A 20185-nucleotide genomic window follows, 5' to 3' on the forward strand; every position below is an offset into this window, starting at 1 on the left:
CGATTCTAGCCAATGAGTTTTGATGTGACTGAAGAAGAGAAGCTTTTTGCCGATGTCCGTAGGGGAATGATTGAGGAGCTGTTGAGGCGAAAGTTAGGCCAGCTCGCGAGTTGGAAGAAGCCAACCTTACTGCATTCAATAGGCCCGACTGATCTCGATGTGTTTGACAGGATTGAAGCGGAACGTGACCGGCTTCGTGCATTGGTTCGGTCAAAACTTGATTCCATGTCTAATCGCGACATTGTGCATGTGGCGGGGCAACGCGATGACTTTGAAAAAGTGAGTGCCGAGGAATGGCAAGGTTTCTTGTTGAAAGAGATATTGCAGTTGCATCGAAATGTGCCCAATGCGCTGCGCCTTGGTCTAGGGCATCCAGATCTCGCGGCGGATATCGAGTATTGGGGGCAAATGGCTCACTATACGCTTCATGAGGCCTTGATGCTTTCGGTTGGTAACGATCCCGAAGTGATTACAGAAAAAAGCCTAGACCAAATGGTGAGACGGGGAAGCTTGCTGCCATCGGTAGAGTTTCTGGTCAAAAGGAGAGAACTGTTTCGCAGAAGCTTCCGGCGTAGCCCTGTCGGCTTCTACTCGGTTCGCCCTGATTGGCTTCTGGACTGGTTCAATAGTATTTCCCTTGAGGTCCACTCTGACTTCAAGGAGGTGCTGGTCAAACGAAGTGGTTCGCCCATGCCGCATGCCAAAGAAGCGGCAGCAGTTGCAGAAGCTTTCACAACGCAGGAACGTGATTCACTCCTGAAGCTAGTCGCTGCAATGGCCTGCGAACAGTATAGCTACAATCCTTTGGCTGAGCGAAGCCCAGCAGTGTCTAACATCCGCAGTGATATTGAACAGATTGGTGCCTCGATGGATGCGAAGACCATTCGTAAGTGGTTGAAAGAAGCGGCAACGTTGGTCGACCCTAAATATTGGGCTGACGATGTTTAGCGGGAAAGTTTAGCGTTCCTTCGGGAAAGTTGGGCTTTCCCCCTCAAATTAATAGGATCACTCAGGATGTAACTGAACGAAATCACGCTCAGGAACATCACGATGGACAACGCATCTTTTCCAACGACAGGCTTCGTCCGCCTGTCCCAAATACTCGCGCCTGCTGGCCCAATCCCCGTATCGAAATCGACATGGTGGCAGGGCGTTAAGGAGGGCCGCTTTCCTCAACCTCAAAAGCTCGGCCCTCGCACAACAGTTTGGAAGGCCGAAGACGTCCGCGCATTATTCGAGGGCGGAGCCAATGGGTAAGCGTGCAAACCCGATGGCTGTGAAGGTCTCGCTGACCTACGAGGTTGGTGAGGCTGCATTTGCACTGGGCAAGTCTGAGGCGACCATTCGCAACTGGATCAAAGACGGTTTGCCGATAATGGCGTCGAAAAAGCCGTTGCTGATTTCGGGTCAGGATTTGCGCGACTACATCCGCGCGAAATCAAAAGGTGCAAAGACAAGCCTCGGTCCTGATCAGCTCTTTTGTCTGTCATGTCGCGAAGGCCGTAAGCCGCTTCGCATGGCCGTCGCGGTCCTCCCCAACACCGACAAGACTGACCGCCTTGAGGGCCTGTGCGAGACCTGTGGTGGTGTTGCCAGCCGGATCATTTCTAAGGCTAAGTCACCCCATTTCGCGGCAACCTTCCGCTTCAAGTAGGGCGGTGGCAGCGATGCCTATTAGACACCACCATTCCCCGCTTAAATTAACACTTACAAAGGAGCGCTATGCCATGCGCAAACTCAACGAAGAGAACGAACGTATCAAGCGCCGTTACTTGCAATATCTCAAGGTCGCCAAACGTAAGGATGCCAGCACGGTTCAGAAGGCCGCTGAGGGCATTTTACGGTTCGAGGCCAGTACCAGCTACGGCAACTTCAAACGCTTCCACATCGAGCAAGCGATCAAGTTTCAGGACCGTCTGAACAGCGAGATCAGCAAGCAAACTGGCAAGCCGCTTTCGAAGTCCACGATCCGCACCATCCTCGCCGCGAACAAGGGGTTTGTTTTCTGGTTGGCTGATCAGTCGGGCTACAAAAGCCGTATCCGTCATTCCGATGCCGATTACTTCAATATGGACGCCAAAGGTGCGCGTGTTGCCAGTGCCGCCCGCGAAACGCCTTATCCTTCTATGCAGATGGCACGACATGCGTTCCAATATATGCCCGAGGTAACGGAGATCGACCGTCGCAACAAAGCGCTGTTTGCGTTCCTGATGCTGACTGGGGCACGTGATGGGGCGATTGCATCTTTGCGGATCAAGCATATCAACATGATCGACGGTTATGTGTATCAGGATGCGCGGGATGTGCGGACCAAGAATTCGAAAACTATCACAACTTACTTTTTGCCAGTGGATGCAGAATATTTGGCCTTCTTCAAAGAATGGATGAAACACCTGAGTGATGTGGCATTGTTCGGGCCGGATGATCCGTTGTTTCCGCCTGCGAAGATCGAACCTGTGGGTGGTGAGTTCAAAGTCGTGGGGTTGAAGCGCGAGGTCTACAAGAACGCCAATACGGTCCGCGCTGTGATCAAAGAAGCGTTTGTGCGTGCTGATCTTCCACCGTTTACACCTCATGCATTTCGCAAGACCTTGGTGAAATGGGCAGACACAGCCTATCCGACACGAGAGGCGTTCAAAGCGTTTTCGCAAAACATCGGCCATACCAGCGTCGTGACAACAATCAGCGCATATTGTCCGGTGTCGGTTGAACGGCAGGGAGAGTTGATACAGGGTGGTTAGCACTTTCGAATTTCAAACGAATGGGTCATCAAGGCACAGTGCAACTTATGGAAGACCCACATGACTGAAGAGCAAAAGAAGAAACTCGAACAGAAGCTCTGGGATATTGCCAATACCTTACGTGGCAAGATGAATGCCGACGAATTCCGCGACTACATCTTGGGGTTCATCTTCTATAAGTACCTGTCCGAACGCCTTTATATCTATGCAAATTCGATCCTGACAGCTGACGGGATTGATTTTGCCGAGGTTCAAGAAAACAGCGAAGATGGGGCTGCTATCCTTGAAGCCGTGGCAGAAGCGGCGATTGACGAATTGGGTTATTTTCTTAAGCCATCCGAGCTGTTCAGCGCCATCGCAAAGCGGGGCAGCATCGCGGGGAATTTCATTATTGAAGACCTTGCGCGAATTTTGAACAACATTGAACGCTCGACCATGGGCGCTGAATCCGAGGATGATTTCGACGATCTGTTCTCGGATATGGACCTGACATCGAACAAACTGGGCCGCACCGAAGAGGCAAAGAATACGCTGATTGCAAAGGTGCTGACCCACCTTGATGAAATCGACTTTGAGCTTGAGAAGTCCGATAGCGACGTTCTGGGCGACGCCTATGAATACCTGATCGGGCAGTTCGCCAGTGGCGCGGGTAAAAAGGCGGGCGAATTCTATACACCGCAAGAGGTGTCCACTATTCTGGCGCGTCTGGTCACGACTGGCAAAACGCGGATCAAGAACGTCTATGACCCCACCTGTGGCTCTGGATCGCTCCTGTTGCGCGTCGCCAAAGAGGTTGAGGTTGGTGACTTCAACGGCCAAGAAATGAACCGCACGACCTATAACCTTGCGCGGATGAACATGATTTTGCACGGGGTCCACTACCGCAACTTCGATCTGAAACAAGAAGACACGCTGGAACACCCGCAGCACGAAGACAAACGGTTCGAGGCTGTCGTTGCTAACCCGCCGTTCTCTGCAAAGTGGTCGTCTAACCCGCTGTTGCTGAATGATGACCGTTATAGCCAATACGGGCGGCTCGCGCCTGCGTCCAAGGCCGATTTTGCTTTTGTTCAGCACATGCTGCACCAATTGGACGACAACGGCACGATGGCGGTGATCCTACCGCATGGCGTGTTGTTTCGTGGCGCTGCCGAGGGGCATATCCGCGAATACATCATCAAGGAACGCAACTGGTTGGATGCGGTGATTGGACTGCCTGCGAATATCTTTTACGGCACGTCTATCCCGACTTGTATCCTTGTGTTCAAGAAATGCCGCGAACACCCCGAGGATATTCTGTTTGTCGATGCCTCGACCTGTTTCGAGAAAGCCAAAAACCAAAATTATCTGCGGACCGAAGACATCGCCAAGATCGTTGACACGTATCGGGGCAGGGCGGTTGAGGAGCGGTTCTCGCACCGCGCTGCACTGTCCGAAGTGGCCGAAAACGACTATAACCTGAATATTCCCCGTTATGTGGATACGTTCGAGCCGGAAGAGCCGATTGATCTGGCCGAAGTCGCGGCAGAGCTGAAAGCCAATGCGGCAGGCATGGCCGAACTGGACGCACAGATTGCGGCGTTCTGCGCACAACTTGGGATCGAGGCCCCGTTATGAACGTGCCTGCGCTGCGGTTTCCTGAGTTTTCGGGGGAGTGGGAAGAAAAACGCATTGGAGATATTGCGCGCTTCAAGAAGGGCAAAGGCATATCAAAAGCAGACATCGTAGAGAATGGAGCGCTGCCATGTGTTCGGTACGGCGAGCTTTACACAACTTATGGTCGGATGATCCAAGGCGTCGTTTCCTTTACGAATGTGCCGATTGACGAACTGGTCATGAGCGAAGGCGGTGAAATTTTAATTCCTGCATCAGGTGAAACTGCTAATGATATTGCGACCGCAACCGTTTTGCCATTTGGCGGCGTTGCGATTGGTGGCGATCTGAATATTGTTGAAACATTCGAAGACCGCTTTTTTGTTGCTACGCATTTGAGCGGCCAAGGGAAAAAACATCTTGCCCGAATGGCGCAGGGCAACTCGGTTGTTCACTTATACAAAGACCAGATTGCAAGCACTGCCATATCATTGCCCTCACTCCCCGAACAAAAGAAAATCGCGGCGTTTTTGGGGGTGGTGGATGCCAAGATTGCGGCGCTGCGGGATCGGCGGGCGGGGTTGGAGCGGTATAAGCGCGGGCTGATGCAGGCCCTTTTCAGTCAGACGCTTCGCTTTACCAAAGACGACGGCTCTGCCTTTCCTGATTGGGAAGAGAAGCGGTTGGGGGAGGTGTTTTCTGAGGTAACTGACAAAGTAGGACAGCGAGATCTAAAAACTTACAGTATATCCGCTGGTAAAGGGTGGGTGTCACAAGAAGAAAAATTTGGAAAAGATATCTCTGGACAGCAAAACGAAAAATACACAGCTCTTGGTGAAGGGGATTTCTCATATAACAAAGGAAATTCGAAAAGCTATAAGTACGGTTGCATTTACCCGAATGAAACAGGACTAACTATCGGAGTTCCCAGCGTTTTTATTAGCTTCCGCGCCCGTGAATTTGAAACTGTAAGAAAGTTCTACGCCAAATTGTTCGATAATCACTTTCTCGATAGGGGGTTACGCCGTTTGATTTCAAGTGGAGCTAGAATGGATGGACTCTTGAATGTTAATAAGCTGGAGTTCTTCAAATTGCACGTGCCGTACCCCCACCCAGACGAACAACAAAAGATCGCAGATGCTCTCTCTGCCGTGGACGCTAAAATCACCGCCGTCGCTGATCAACTCACGCAAATGGAAACCTTCAAAAAGGGACTGCTTCAGCAGATGTTTGTGTAACTATGCAATTTTGGCTCTTCCTCATTGGTTTACTGCTTTCAATTGCGGCGTTTTTCCTTTTGCCCGTCTTCGCTCTTTTTGCGGCGGTTGGTGACGTTGCGGGCACAGTGGGCACATTGGGGTATGTGACGGATGCCGGATCACGCTCCGCACCTATCGGGGGGCTGCGTGACAATTACGCGGTGTTGATGGCGCTTAGTGCGGCGTCGGCGGTGGGCTGTGTGGTGATGATGGCCCGCAGTGCGCAGACGACCAAAGCTGACGATCAGGATGCTGACGAATGAGCTATCAATCGGAAGCCCAGCTTGAAGGCGATTTGGTGAAACGCTTGACGAGTGGGCTTGGCTACGCGCCTGTCACGCTGCCCGACATGGCGGCGATGCACGCAAATTTGCGCAGCCAATTGGGTAAACACAACGGGGTCACGCTGTCGGATGCTGAATTCGCCAAGGTGCTGAACCATCTCGATAAAGGTAATGTGTTCGAACGCGCCAAGACGCTGCGTGGGCGGATGCAGCTGACCCGCGACGATGGCACACCGCTTTACCTGCGGTTTTTGAATACCCAGGAATGGTGTCAAAACGAATATCAGGTCACGACCCAAGTTACTGTGACCGGCCACCACAAAACCCGCTTTGACGTGACTTTGCTGATTAACGGCTTGCCGCTGGTTCAGATTGAGTTGAAACGGCGCGGGATTGAGCTGAAAGAGGCGTTCAACCAGATCAACCGCTATCAGCGACACAGTTATTGGTCCGAGAGTGGCTTGTTCAACTACGTCCAGTTGTTTGTGATCAGCAACGGCGTGAACACCAAATATTACGCCAACAACCGCAATCAGGACTTTAAGCAGACGTTCTTTTGGGCCGAAGAAGATAACACGCTGGTGACGCAGTTGGATGCTTTTGCCGATGTGTTTCTTGAGAAATGTCACCTCAGCAAGATGATCAGCAAATATATCGTCTTGCACGAAAGCGACAAGATTCTGATGGTGTTGCGTCCCTACCAATACTACGCGGTTGAGGCGATTGATAAGCGTGTGAAAGAGGGCCGCAAGAACGGCTATATCTGGCACACGACCGGATCGGGGAAGACGCTGACGTCGTTTAAGGCCGCGCAAGTGCTGATCGAGAACCCGAAGGTGGATAAGGTTGTGTTCGTGGTGGATCGCGCCGATCTGGATTATCAGACGACGAAAGAGTTCAACTTTTTCTCGGATGGTTCTGTTGATGGTACGGACAACACCAAGGCGCTGGTGGGGCAGTTGGGCGGCGACACGAAGTTGATCGTTACGACGATCCAAAAGCTGAACACCGCGATCAGTCGCGCCCGCTATGAGGGCGGGCTAGGGGACGTGAAAGATCAGCGCGTGGTGTTCATCTTTGATGAATGCCACCGGTCGCAGTTTGGGGATACGCACAAGAGGATTGTTGATTTCTTTAGCAAGGCGCAGATGTTCGGTTTTACGGGCACTCCGATCTTTGCTGTGAATGCCGTGGGCAAGCGGACGACAAAGACGTTGTTCGAGAAATGCCTGCATAAGTATGTGATCACCGATGCGATTGCGGATGAAAACGTGCTGCGGTTCTCGGTTGAATATTGGGGCAAGCTGAAGCGCAAAGATGGCAGTCTGATTGACGAAGATGTTGCTGGTATCAATGTCCAAGAGTTCTTTAATAGCCCCGAGCGGATTGATGGTGTCGTCGATTGGATCATCCAGAACCACGACAGCAAGACCCACAACAAGCAGTTCAGCGCGATGTTGTGTGTCAGTTCAGTGGATGCCCTGATTGCGTATTACGAAGCGTTCCAACGCAAGAAAGAGGCGGGTGAACATCACCTGCGTGTTGCCACGATCTTTACCTATGGTCCGAATGAGGCCGATCCAGATGCGGATGGTTTGATCGGTGATCCGGATTTAAACATGGCAGATGTCGCGGTTGATGTTCACAAGCGGGACCGTCTGGCGGCCTTTGTTGCCGACTACAACGCGATGTATCAGACCAAAGAAACCGTCAAAGATGGCAAGGGTTTCTACACGTATTACAACCACCTGAGCAAGCGCCTGAAGGATCGGGACCGGAAAGACGCCTTTGACAAAGATCGGTTGGACATCTTGTTAGTCGTAAACATGTTCCTGACTGGGTTTGATGCGAAGAAGCTGAACACGCTTTATGTTGATAAAAACCTGAAATACCACGGTTTGATCCAAGCATTTTCACGGACTAACCGCATTTTGGGTCAAGTGAAATCGCAGGGCAACATCGTGTGTTTCCGCAATCTAAAGCCAAACACCGATCAGGCCATCACATTGTTTTCGAACAAAGAAGCTATCGAGACGATCTTGATGGCACCCTACGGCGATTATCTTGATCAGTTTAATGAGGCTGTGGAGGCGCTGCGGGCCATCGCGCCCGATCCTGACAGCGTAAACGACCTGAAATCCGAAGATGATCAGCTTGCGTTTGTTCAAGCCTTCCGTGACTTGATCCGGTTGCGAAACGTGCTGACGAGTTTTACCGAACACGACCCGAGCAATTTGGATTTGGGTGTGCAGGAGTTTGAGGACTACAAAGGAAAGTATCTCGATATTCACGACAAGGTTAAGTCTGATAAACCAGATGAGGGTGCGTCGATTATCGACGAGGTCGACTTCGAGCTTGAGCTGATCCAGCGAGATGAAGTCAACGTCAAATATATCCTTAGCCTTCTGTCCGAAGCGCTAATTGGTCAGGACAGCCTTGATCCTAAAATTCGTGATGCGTCACAAGCGAAAAAGAAAATGGTCTACGATCTACTTGGATCGGAACGGCATCTGCGCAGTAAGCGGGAGCTGATCGAGCAGTTCATTGATCAACACATGGCTTCCATCCCAGCGGGGCAATCCGTCAATGATGCGTTTAATGGGTTTTGGGATGCAGAAAAGACCAAGGCCATTGCAGATGTTTGCAAGACGGAGGGACTTGATCCCGCTGCGTTTAAGGCGATGATAGAGCAATATCACTTCTCAGGTAAGAAACCGCTTCAAGGAGCTATCGTCGAAGCGCTTGCGGAGAAGCCTAAAATTCTCGAGCGGAAGTCGATAGTGGAGAGAATTGGAGCGCGTTTGCTGAAGCTGGTTTCAACGTTCGATGAGGGGATTGGATCGCTTTAAAAACCTATCTGGGGGTACGATTGGGGGTACGCTTGTATTTATAGTATTTTTAATTGTTACTTATCAAATCATTGAGGGTCCTTTGTGGGTCCGTGTGGGGCACCATTTACTCATTGATTTTGTTTTGTTTTTAAGGCTATGGCCTTGAAATCACTACACAAGCGCTACACATCGAGAGTGAAGCGTATGAAGCTGAGCATACAAGTGTCGAACCTTATCAGAGACAAAAAGTCTGGTATTTGGAAGTACCGTAGGAGAGTTCCTCAAGCCCTCAAGTTTGCTGTAGGCAAGGGTGAAATATGGGAATCCTTGAAGACCAAGGATGAGGCTGTGGCTATTGCAAGGTATCCTGCCGCACATGAACGGGCTGAAGCGGTGCTCAGGGCTGCTGGTGCCGTTCCGCGCGAGACACTTGTTTACGAGGCGACGCTCAACGACCTGAAGCAAGCAGGGCTGATTGATGGCAGTGCTACCGAGGTCCCGCCTATCCCGATTGATTACGATGCCAAGTTCAAAAAGTGGACCGACGCGATTCTCGAGGTGGCAGCGTCGCAGCCTGAGTCGCAAATGAATGGACCACTGCGGCGGGACAATCCAGTTCTACGCATGGCGGTTGCTCAATTTCGTGGCGTGAAAAAGCCTCAGGCAACGCTTTCAGAGGCTGTCGAGCACTATCTCTCCCAAAAGATAACGACCTTCAATGAACGCGATCTGAGGAAGCAAGTTGGCCTCGTGCAAAAGCTTCTTTCCGAGGTCTCCGGTACAGCTGATCCGCGTTTGGATGAAATCACCTTAGACGTCGCAGAAGCATTTCGGGAGCGAATGCTTGCTGCTGGAAATTCACCCGCGACAGTAAAGCGGCGGATCACGACCATCAAGGCTGTGCTGAATCGTTTCATCAAGGACAAGAGGTTAAAGCCTGAGGTTGAAAACTACTTTAATGGATTGGAGGTACGTGACGTGGGTGGGCCCGCTGACCGTGACCGCCGTGACGCGTTAAGCATCCCTGATCTTGCAGCTTGCGCAGTGCATTTTGAAAGGGGAAACGAAGACCTTAGGGATACTTGGCTCCTACAGATGTTCACTGGAGCTAGGCCAACTGAATTAAGCGGTCTGACTTGGGACGATGTGCGGCTTAACGGACAAGTTCCATATCTGGTTTTGCGTCATACTGAGACCCGTCGCGTGAAGGGCAAGTATTCCGTTCGCGAGGTTCCCATCGTTGGCAAGGCGCTAGAAATGATGCAGCGCAGAGATGCAGGTAGGGTTGCGCAGGAGCGATTTGTTTTTCCGCGCTATGCTAGTGCTAAAGGGCGAGCCGCGCTTTCTGCATCCCAAATCAAGAAAATGAAGGCGGCGAATGTGTGGGTCTTGGGACGCAAGGTGCCATATTCGTTACGGCACTCCATGAAAGATTGGATGACTAGAAGTGCAGGCCATGGTTGGGCAGAAATGTTGCTAGGACATACCGTGCAAAAGGTGTCGGGTGGCTATGGCAGCGATACATTTCTGGATTTACTGGCGGCAAAGGTGGAGCAATCGCTTAAGGATGCTGGTGTATGGGATTATCCGGACATAAAATTCTGACCCTAGTTCTGACTTTGACCAAGAGGTTTCGCAGTCTTCTAGGTTGACAAAAGTAAGTTGGTCTTGAGGTTGGGCGGGAACCGGCATCCGCGTACTTGCTTTTACAGTGGAGGGGAGTGGCGCTCGAAGTCAGAATATTTTGCTAGGATTATTTTTGGAGAAAAAATGTCTGACCAGAATATAATATATGGCACGGGACCAATCCCCCCCCTTACCCACCTTGCACAATAGCTCGCTGAAAATGGCCTCATGCTCAGTCATCACCAGCTGAATTAACATCAAATTGCAGAGGGGAGGGGTATTACCCCCACTCTATAGAGAGATGACCCGCAATCCACCAATCAGCCTGGAAACAAGCACACGGAATTGACGGATATGCTCTTGGTAATAACCGCAATTCATATCGGTTGTTCTCTCCACAATCTTACTCTTTTCCTTTAAGGATATTCGCTGGCTGTGCTGGTTAATCATCTGAAATTAAATGATTTTCTGTAAGATTGTCATTCTTTTGTCGTGTTTCTCAATCCGTAAAACGCGACAACTTTCCCCTTCAAAATTCAGCAGAACAGCCCCTAACAGGCACCTCTGCTTCAACATGAAAGAACTGGCATGACCAAAGTCACTGTCATCGACACCATTATGGGTGCAGGTAAGACATCCTACATCATCAACTTCATGAACAAGACTGGCGTACAGGAGACGTTTGATGCGCCAGAGCGACGTTTCATTTACGTCACCCCGCTGCTCAGTGAGGTTGAACGCGTTCAGACAGCATGTCCCGACCTACGCTTTAAAGACCCCAAACCAATCCACGGTCGCAAGTTTTACGGGTTACAACGGTTGATTGAGGATGGTCAGAACATTGCAACGACCCATGAACTTTTCAGGATGCTCACACCAGAAGTTTGTAAGCTAATCAATGACGCCAATTATACGCTTGTTATTGACGAGGTTCTTACGTGCTGCGACCATTTCAAAGAACTGACAGCACACGACCAAAGAGACCTTTTTGGGTCAGGTAAGCTGTACGTTGAGAACGATGGCTCTGGTCGACTTCGCTGGAACCATAAAGATCACGGCAACTACGTTGGCAAGTTTTCTTCCGTTAAGCATCTTTGTGATAACGGGAACTTGGCAGTCTATGCTGATAGGCGCGGTAAAAGGGGAGTGTTGCTCTGGCAGTTCCCCACAGAATTTTTGGGCTGCTTTGATGAGGTTTTTGTGCTGACATACCTATATCACGGTTCGGCAATGAGTTCTTACCTTGAAGCGAAAGGGGTTCCCGTGAGCCTCATGGCAGTCTCAGGTGATCGAGAGCAGGGGTACAGCTTGACCCGCTGGGATGAACATAGCGAGGCTTTGAAGAAGGCTGAAATAAGAAACCTCATCACTATCTATGAAGGCCCGGGAAACCGCATCGGAACCCCGAATGGCCGAGAGCAACCGTTGTCATCATCGTGGTTCAAACGTCAAAGTTCTAAAACACTTGCCAAATTAAGGGGAAGCACCGTTACTTTCTTCAAAAACCACGCAAAGACGTGCGCGGGGGAAAATGCATGGACTACCTTCAAGGATCATAGGGCGAAGTTGAAAGGAGCGGGTTATGCTGGCAAATCTTGTTGGATATCGCTTAACACAAAGTCCACCAATGACTATGCTCATAAGAGGTCAATGGCGTACCTTGCCAATATCTTCTGCTTGCCTGTTCTTCGAAACTACTTCGCCGCAAACGGTGTTGTGATGAATGATGACGCTTTTGCCATTTCAGAAATGGTTCAGGTGATCTGGAGAACCGCGATCCGTAATGGTGAACCTATTATGCTGTATATTCCAAGCGAGCGGATGCGGAATTTGTTTAAGCTCTGGCTCGAATGCGACAGCACTGCCGAGTTGATGCAGCGATTGCAGCCTGAGACAAAAGTACTTGCCGCATAAGAAAACTGTCCTCGCCTCTACTTTGGCGGGGACGGAGCAATGCCACCGCCGTTGAGCGCTTGGTTTGGCAATCGAGGCGCACAGTCAAAAATGTGTTTGGCTATTGAGCTAGAAACCAACAAGTGTGTCCGCAAGGGTATACCTTTGTGGTCACCTTGAGTGATCAGCTATTTTGTGTACGCAAGGCTTGACGTACATCAACGGACACCCTTACTAAGGGACACCAACCTAACGTACACCCAAAGGTCACCATGTCCCAAACCGTTCTCTATGCCCGTGTATCAACCAAAGACCAAAACATCACCCACCAGAAAGACCAAGCAGAGGCTGCAGGGTTCACAATCGACAGGGTAGTCAGTGACCACGGCGTCTCAGGCATCCACACGCGCCTCTCAGAGCGGGCTGAGGGCAAGAGGCTGTTCGACATCCTGAGGGCTGGAGATGTCCTCGTGGTGCGCTGGGTGGACCGCTTAGGCCGCAACTATGAAGACGTCACCGACACCATCCGAAACTTCATGCGGAGGGGGGTCATCATCAAGACTGTGATCAACAACATGACCTTCGATGGGGCAACCAAAGACCCCATGCAAGCGGCTGTGAGGGACGCTCTGATTGCGTTCATGGCGGCTACGGCACAAGCACAGGCAGAGGCTACGAAAGAGGCTCAGAGGGCCGGAATTGAGGCCGCTAGAGATGACCGGAAGAGGTATCGCGGTAAGAAGCCGAGCTATGATCGCGAGACGTACAATTTTGTCATTGATCAGCTTGGATTGGGAGAAGGTGCATCAAGCCTGTCGAAGGTTACGGGACTGACACGACAAACCATTCTACGCATCAGGGACAAGCCCGATCAAGCAGACGCGGCATTAATTAAGTGGGGTATGTAGGTGCAGTGGAGTGATTTTGCCTTTATCCGCTTAACTCACTTGGATCACGTCGATTAAAGTTGCGAGTGGTGTACGTAGGGTTCGGTTGAATACGTAAACCTACATTTGATATAGGTAATAGGCTAACACATCTATTCACGTGCGGACATGATTAAAGCATAAACGTGTGAACAGTATATAGCGCGAAAGTGTCACAGATCTGCGTTACATGCGATTGGGAAATCGGTGTAAAAGACTAAAAACACTCATAAGTTGTCGTTTTGTACTCGACAGCAAGAGTGCCCAAGCAATATGCTTGCTAAAGTATGCGATTTTTAAAGCTTTAGCGTGAGTTATATTTTGTACTTAATTTTTTAGTTTTTGCATCAATTAGTTACGGTTAGGTGAGTGAATACGATGACACAATTTAAAGAAATTAGTTCTACCGCTCCAAGTGTGTCTGATGCTGGTGGCGTGGCTGCAAGGCAGGGTTTCAAATATCAAGACCATTTGGCAGCTAAACAGTTTATTAAAATGCTTGCAAATTCACTGTGCGTCAGAATGGAGTGCGAAACAGCAGATGATATTCTTTTGGTGTGGCAGGATCAGGACGACGTTCTACATGAGTATATTCAAGTTAAATCCACTGAACACGATAGTAAGAAGTGGTCAAAGACAGAAATAACCAGTCGCTCGAACAAAAACACAGCGTCGTCGGTTGCTGAAGCTTCTTTGCTTTGCGACAAATACCCTGCAAAAGCAAGGTTTAGGCTCATTACTCTGAGGGCCGTTAGTAAGCCGTTACTACCACTTACGATCCCATTCTCTGAGCGTACAGATATCAGTGGTGTTAACGAGTTGGCCTCTGCAATCCTAAAAGCGCGGAAAACGACAAGATCTGCAAATGGCAACGACCTAGAGTTTTGGGCAAAAAATACATTTTGGGAAGTAACTGGAGATAAACTCTCGGTAGAAGCAAAAAATTTACTATCATTAAATGAAATATGTGACCGCTATGGAGCGGTGCCAGATCACGCCCAGCTCAAAGACCTGTATTCTAAGGTATTAAAATGGGTTGATGAAGCCGCTTCAGCTTCTCGCAAAACATCACCAAGCAAAAAAATAATCAGCAGAGTTTCTGCGGATAATTGGTTCAAAGCAGAAACCGCCGGTGTGATTGCAAAGAGATCTGAAAATTTCAACCCCTACAGAGCAATTACACCAAACTTTTTTACAACTCTTACTGAGCTGTCTGAAGATGATATAAAAAGATCTCTATCATCGTATGACGCTGAATTTGAACTGAGCACATGGAGATCACGAAAGTTGGCTGACTACCTTACTAATTGGGTGCCAGAGGTAAGTCTAAAAGCAAGCGAAATAGTCAGCACTGACCAAAATAGTTGGAATGAGAAGTTCAAATTTGCATTGAAGCGGATAAGCGACGATAGCGAATTGGACTTTCTCACGATTATGTCGGAGACACTACTTCATTCGATTATACGCAACTTCTTTGACAGCGAGCCAATCGCTTGTAAGATATTTTCAGGCAGCACCGATGGAATAAGGCACTTCGGAAACGCGCACGTAGTTCGGCGGAAGACGCATGATGAACTTTGGCTTGGACGTTCCTCGGTAATTGCTGCGTGTGAGTTTGAGGAGATCTGCAATTTTGTAATTCAGGATCTGAGCAGTTTGCTGCAACCAGAGATTTTACTGAAGGAAAAAGATATTATTATCTCTCTCCGTGAGCCTCAGCACCTTTTGCCGACAGACCTTGAACATGCCTTTGATAGAGGTGCGTCATTCGACCGCTTGTTGGAAAATATCTGTATTCCCATTTTAGTTGGGTACGACAGCGCAGTGCTAAAGGGTGGATTCTCAAAGGATTATAAAGACACACTCGCTCTTGAAGTCACAGAGTGCTATGAAAGGCTTAAATCAAAATTGCCTTCGAAGGTGGATGAATATTCGATAAATGTTCATGTAATCGCCATTCCTATCGAGTGCACCACAACACTACTAAATCAATTTGAAAACATACTTAAAAGTAAATGAATATGAATTACTTCGAAATAAAGGAAGCCCTTTCCAGCGTTGAGGAGATTCAAAATGATGAATTTGAAATTCTTAAGTTTATTACTTCCCTGACTAATAATGTGTCAACTCACTCTCAAGGTCGAGATTTAGTAATTCGTTCACTAGCGAACCTCGAAGTCTTTAGCGAGATGGGGCAACAGCTTTTGAAAAACCTTATTCGCGTTACTGGCCTACATCCGTACTCGGCAAAATTTCTACCTAAAGGTGACTTTGAGGATAGATTGGCATTTGAAATGCACAGCTCTCTAATAGCAGACCAGGTTGTCACCTTGCATAGTGAGCAGTCGAAGGTTCTTAACTTGCTGTTAACTGGGGCAAACGTCGTGTTTAGCGCGCCGACAAGTGTTGGGAAAAGCCTAATCGTTGATGCCTTCGTATCGCAAAAAAAGCCGAGAAAGGCCGTAATAATAGTTCCTACAATTGCATTAATTGATGAAACTAGGCGTCGCTTTTTGCGTAAATTTGGTGACGTTTGCAAAGTTATCACTCATCCCACTCAATATGCACAACCTGATTTATGTAACCTCTATGTTCTCACACAAGAGCGGGTCTTGGAACGCGATGATTTGGATGATGTAGAGTTTTTTGTCTTAGATGAGTTTTATAAATTAAATCTTCCCTCAGGAAAAAAAGACAGAGATCGCGCTGTTGACCTTAATTTAGCGTTTTCTCGTCTAGCAAGGACGGGCGCTCAATTTTATTTGCTAGGGCCAAACATACAATCCATCAACGGAATTGCGAGTTACGATTATTGCTTTATTCAGACAGATTTCGCAACCGTTGCAGTGGACATAAAAAATTTCAATTTAGCTACAAATGGTTCTGCTCGAAAAGAAAAATTAGTTGCCTTGTGTGCGAACTTTGCTGATCCGACAATAATATACTGTCAATCTCCTAATAAGGCAGCTGAGGTTGCAAACTACTTGATAGAAGAGCTCTCGCTCTCGGACGCTCCTGATACAAAAGATGCAGCAAATTGGATAGCAAAAGAGTATCACGAAGAGTGGGTTGTGCATCAAGCTATCAAAAAAGGTATAGGTGTGCATCACGGAGGTGTTCCTCGGTCTTTGCAGCAGTATTTTATCCAACTTTTTAATGATCGGAAAATTCAGTTTCTTGTCTGCACTTCAACAATTATCGAAGGTGTTAACACAGTAGCCAAAAACGTGGTCATATACGACAGAAGACAAAGCAACAATTTGGTGGATCATTTTACTTACAAAAATATTTCAGGTCGCGCTGGCCGAATGAATGAATATTTTGTGGGAAATGTATACGTGCTGGAAGAAGCGCCAGCAGAAAAAGAGTATTCAGTTGATATAGTAGTTGAAGATCAACCAGATGGGACGCCACTGAGCCTTCTTCTCGACCTGCCAGAGGAAAGATTGTCCTCTAAGTCCAAAGAAAAGATTTATCAAGTTCAATCGGATAGTATCTTGTCGATGGAAACTATTCGAGAAAACCGCCATGTTTCACCTGAGGTTCAAAACTGGATCGCTGGAGTTATTAGCGAGGATCTGTTTTTATATGAAGATATTCTCAACTGGAAAGGAGTGCCAAAGCAAAAGCAACTCGAGGCATTGGCGGTGCTTATATTTGACTATCTGTCTGAAAGTACGCTTCGATATTATGGGATCTTTTCCGGAAGACAGTTAGCTTGGCATCTCAACGAACTTAGGTCTGACAAGACGCTTAGCGCGTACGTACGCACATGTATCGCCAATAAGGGGCACGACGAAGAAGTCAGTGATGTAATTGAACGTGCACTTCGGTTCATCAGAAACGTCGTTTGCCATAGGCTTCCTAAAGAAATAAAGGTTATTGAGGTAATCCAAGCTGAAGTTCTCACACGGCACAAAGTAGAGTGTGGAGACTATTCTAAATATTGCGAACAACTGAAACACCTCTTTATTCCAACGAACCTTTTCGCTTTGGACGAATATGGGATTCCGTTACAAACTGCTGCTCGTTTGGAGGAGTTTATTGGTCAGCCTGAGAGCCTAGATAAGGCGTTGAGCCTAGTTTCAAAAATGACCGTTTCTAAACTGGACTTCATGCCATTTGAAGTTGATCTAATACGGTCTCTTCAAAGTTTAATGCTGGATCAGGCCGAATTTGACTAGGGGGTAGCCCACCATTATGGACGTTTCAAAATGTTAGCCCAGACGCTGACTATGCCTATCATTGGTGACAGCTTCGAGAAACAGAACAGATCAAAGAACGATGTCAAAACAGGATTTTTGAGTGCACAATCAGCTGATCTGTCATCTTAGGCCTGCTGGCAGTTTCGTATCTGCTGATTTCAAAATTAAAGTATGCTGACAGCTATTTTTGGCCCCATTATTTTTATGTGAGAAGTACTACACAATCACTACACACTTATTTAAGTATCCTCTAGCACAACATAGAAAAATAAGCGCTTTATGATGAGTTCGAGTCCGTGTGGGGGCACCATTTAACATTTTAAATCAGGTACTTATGGTTCAAAATGATTTAGTAACTTCAGTCTCTTTGAATTATTAGCCACATAGTAGCCAACTTAACGCGTCCTCTCACGAATTTGCGTTTGTATCTTTGAATAGGCGAGCTGGTCTTCAATAAGCTTACCCGGTTAGATGGACGCTGTTGGTCGCGTGAATGCCGGCAGCTGCGGGCTCGAATGCGCTTTCAGTTTGGAGAGCATGACAATCCCGGCAAAATATCAAAGGCTGGGGATAGAGATGTTCGCGCAACTCTTTACGCCGCTGCCAACGCATTACTTATGCGAACGATGGCAGGGGCGCAGATCAAATCATGGGTTATGCGATTGATGCGCACCAAAGGTCGTCGACGCGCTGTTGTTGCTGTCGCCCACAAGCTCGCCGTTCTGCTCCATCGTATGTGGATCGACGGCTGAATTCCGTCAGGAACAAGTTGGAGGCACGGCATGAGCAAGTAGCCTACCATCTATCCTGACGGGATCGTCCAATCCGGACGAGGTTCGTGGACGAAGCCAAAAATGTCTGCTGCGCAACTTGAAGCGCGCCGGAAAGTGGAGCTCTCCACTTCCAATCCGACACCTGTATGCAGCGGCGCACTTCGAACGCCAAACCAGACTGCGAAGAGAAGCGTGACCCGGATGGATATACGATCTCATCGACAAAATAGAAGGAAAACGAGCTTGACCCAGACACCCAATTAGAGAAGCGGACTTTCGCTGCGGACTGAACGAATGTCCGGTTTACAGTATTAGCTGGGATTTCGCCGTTGCACCCGCAGGCTGAAGAAGCGCGAAGCGGCAAACGATCCAATAGCTAGGAATAATCGATGCCTTTCACGACAATATGAAGTTCTGGATGTGAAGCCATAATCTCACTCGCTATTGTGTTCAAGTGGCTCACGACTTCCTGCAAATCCATATGCGCATGGGTAACGGGGTGAACCCAGCGCCTTTTCTTGGCCATGCAAATTAGCAAGCAACCGGCACGGCACCTTTCGTGCCGAAGATATTGGCCGACGAGTTGGGTCGTGAGTGCCTTTTCTAATTCTCGAATGGTCCAGGTTTCACGCTTTAGCTCTACTGTCCCATATGCTTTCATTGCCTTCGGGACGAAACGAATGTCCGGTCTTTTTTCTTCGATAACCACAGCTTCCTGAGGGAAATCGAATATGCCGCGATCTCGACCCCTTAGCCAATTTGTGATGAAGCGGCGTAAATCAGTTTCTTGATCCAACTTACGCAGTGCTTCGACAGGTGTATCTTCGGCATGTAAGACGTCATCCTCAAACGAGTCCAACCTCGTCATCATGGCTGTCAGAAGAGACCTGTGGTCAAAGGGTACGAACGCGCCGCCTCGGTCCAAAGTTTGGAACGCGGCCAATGGATGCGCACTCATATCGCTCATGTCCGCCGCGATTTCATAAGCCATTTGATGTAAGCGATCCGGCATGTGGGCGAATTCAGGCTGTGCGGCTAGTTCGTGTATTGCAGCTAGTGTTTCAGGTCGTTTTGTATTTAATAATGAATCAAGTAAGAAAGATCGGGCGTCTTGCGCGTTGTCACGCAGGTCTGGCGCGTATGTACCCTCGTGCTCTACATCCTCGTCTCGCCGAACGGCTTGATAAGCACGTAGAACCAGAGATTTGATGAGGGGAACGCGGCGATCTTCTGGAATAGTGGCTAAATCGGGCACCCGTTGAGAGTGCCTGTCACCAAACACTAGGGCAAACGCATTGATCGCATTTACACGGCTTTCTGCGGTGCTCAAGTCCTCGGTTTCAAGCAACAAGCGTTGGCACCCGGCTTCGGGTTCGAGTTTTGCGAGAAGTGAGAGTACAAAGCCAAAAGATAGGCTTGTGTCCTGTTCAAGTTGTTGTTGGAGCGAGGCTATGGCCAATGCGCAAGAATCTGAGGTTCCATCCTCTGCAATGATGCGAATTGCGTACTCCAAAGCATTTTTTGCGCCTTCCTGCTTAGCCGAAAAAAACTCCGAGATATGTGGTGCGACCTTTGTCGCCACAGCGGCCTTCATGGCTTTTGTTCCGTGATACAGAACATCACGGAACATTTCAGCCTGACCAACATCGCTAAGCTGCCGAAGCTGTGCAAATGCCTCGGATGCAACCACATCGGCAACCGCTTGAGGATGCACTAAATCCAAGGAGGCCATGTACCCACCAAAGCCATTGAGTTCGATACAGGCAATCCGAGCGGCTCTGACCGCTTCGTCGTGGGAAAGTGATGTTGCCCAACCAGTTTCCTCAGCCTCTGCCTTCACGGCGGACAAAGCCAGTAACCAGCTCTGGAGATAACTACCCCGCTCATCTGCAGTTCGCTCACTCCGAAGTTGAACGTCGGTTTCTCGCCAAAAAAATGATAACTCTTTACGGTAACGATCTGAGGTGCCCCTAACTTCCTAGACGCCTGCCTTGTTCATTTTCTGCTGTTTCATTTCATAGTCAACCGGTGACAGCATGCCGTTGTTCGTGTGC

Annotated in this window: 14 protein-coding genes and 1 pseudogene; 14 read left to right on the forward strand and 1 reads right to left on the reverse strand. The window is 48.7% G+C overall.

Features of this window, described 5'->3' with window-relative positions:
* Positions 1-12 precede the first annotated feature (12 nt).
* The 14 genes and pseudogenes from FHS72_RS12330 to FHS72_RS18660 all read left to right on the forward strand — a co-directional run.
* Positions 13-948 carry a hypothetical protein gene (locus tag FHS72_RS12330; protein WP_183529540.1) on the forward strand — a complete coding sequence of 312 codons (936 nt, stop codon included), beginning with the start codon at positions 13-15 and terminating at the stop codon, positions 946-948.
* Positions 949-1050: 102 nt separating this feature from the next.
* Positions 1051-1257: a helix-turn-helix transcriptional regulator gene (locus tag FHS72_RS12335; RefSeq protein WP_183529542.1), complete on the forward strand. Its 207-nt coding sequence runs from the start codon at positions 1051-1053 to the stop codon at positions 1255-1257.
* Positions 1250-1654 (forward strand): helix-turn-helix domain-containing protein, encoded by a 405-nt coding sequence (locus FHS72_RS12340; protein WP_183529543.1) that lies wholly within the window; start codon positions 1250-1252, stop codon positions 1652-1654. The genes FHS72_RS12335 and FHS72_RS12340 overlap by 8 nt, the downstream gene beginning before the upstream one ends.
* Before the next feature lie 73 nt (positions 1655-1727).
* Positions 1728-2741 (forward strand): site-specific integrase, encoded by a 1014-nt coding sequence (locus tag FHS72_RS12345; protein WP_183529544.1) that lies wholly within the window; start codon positions 1728-1730, stop codon positions 2739-2741.
* A 60-nt stretch (positions 2742-2801) separates the two neighbouring features.
* Complete coding sequence (locus tag FHS72_RS12350; protein ID WP_183529546.1) at positions 2802-4358, forward strand: type I restriction-modification system subunit M; 1557 nt, start codon at positions 2802-2804, stop codon at positions 4356-4358.
* Positions 4355-5572 (forward strand): restriction endonuclease subunit S, encoded by a 1218-nt coding sequence (locus FHS72_RS12355; protein WP_183529548.1) that lies wholly within the window; start codon positions 4355-4357, stop codon positions 5570-5572. The genes FHS72_RS12350 and FHS72_RS12355 overlap by 4 nt, the downstream gene beginning before the upstream one ends.
* Before the next feature lie 2 nt (positions 5573-5574).
* Positions 5575-5856, forward strand: coding sequence for a hypothetical protein (locus FHS72_RS12360; protein WP_183529550.1), 282 nt, complete (start codon positions 5575-5577; stop codon positions 5854-5856).
* Positions 5853-8726 carry a type I restriction endonuclease subunit R gene (locus FHS72_RS12365; protein WP_183529552.1) on the forward strand — a complete coding sequence of 958 codons (2874 nt, stop codon included), beginning with the start codon at positions 5853-5855 and terminating at the stop codon, positions 8724-8726. Before FHS72_RS12360 ends, FHS72_RS12365 begins: the two co-directional genes overlap by 4 nt.
* A 186-nt stretch (positions 8727-8912) precedes the next feature.
* Positions 8913-10313, forward strand: a complete 1401-nt coding sequence (locus FHS72_RS12370) for a DUF6538 domain-containing protein (RefSeq protein ID WP_183529554.1) — start codon at positions 8913-8915, stop codon at positions 10311-10313.
* A 609-nt stretch (positions 10314-10922) separates the two neighbouring features.
* Entirely contained in the window at positions 10923-12248 is a 1326-nt protein-coding gene (locus FHS72_RS12375) for a DEAD/DEAH box helicase family protein (RefSeq protein WP_183529556.1), read from the forward strand.
* A 251-nt stretch (positions 12249-12499) separates the two neighbouring features.
* Positions 12500-13135 carry a recombinase family protein gene (locus FHS72_RS12380; protein WP_183529558.1) on the forward strand — a complete coding sequence of 212 codons (636 nt, stop codon included), beginning with the start codon at positions 12500-12502 and terminating at the stop codon, positions 13133-13135.
* A gap of 396 nt (positions 13136-13531) precedes the next feature.
* Positions 13532-15172: a HamA C-terminal domain-containing protein gene (locus FHS72_RS12385; protein WP_183529560.1), complete on the forward strand. Its 1641-nt coding sequence runs from the start codon at positions 13532-13534 to the stop codon at positions 15170-15172.
* A gap of 2 nt (positions 15173-15174) precedes the next feature.
* The gene (locus FHS72_RS12390; protein WP_183529562.1) at positions 15175-17337 is read left to right on the forward strand and encodes a DEAD/DEAH box helicase; all 2163 of its coding nucleotides are present in this window, start codon (positions 15175-15177) and stop codon (positions 17335-17337) included.
* 539 nt (positions 17338-17876) lie between these two features.
* Positions 17877-18144 (forward strand): annotated as a pseudogene (locus FHS72_RS18660) (IS110 family RNA-guided transposase); the annotation flags it as partial.
* Between the two features lie 363 nt (positions 18145-18507).
* Here the strand turns inward: FHS72_RS18660 and FHS72_RS12400 are convergent.
* Positions 18508-19980 (reverse strand): hypothetical protein, encoded by a 1473-nt coding sequence (locus FHS72_RS12400; RefSeq protein WP_183529566.1) that lies wholly within the window; start codon positions 19978-19980, stop codon positions 18508-18510.
* Positions 19981-20185 lie beyond the last annotated feature (205 nt).

Source organism: Yoonia ponticola, assembly GCF_014199395.1.
Classification (GTDB): Bacteria; Pseudomonadota; Alphaproteobacteria; order Rhodobacterales; family Rhodobacteraceae; genus Yoonia; species Yoonia ponticola.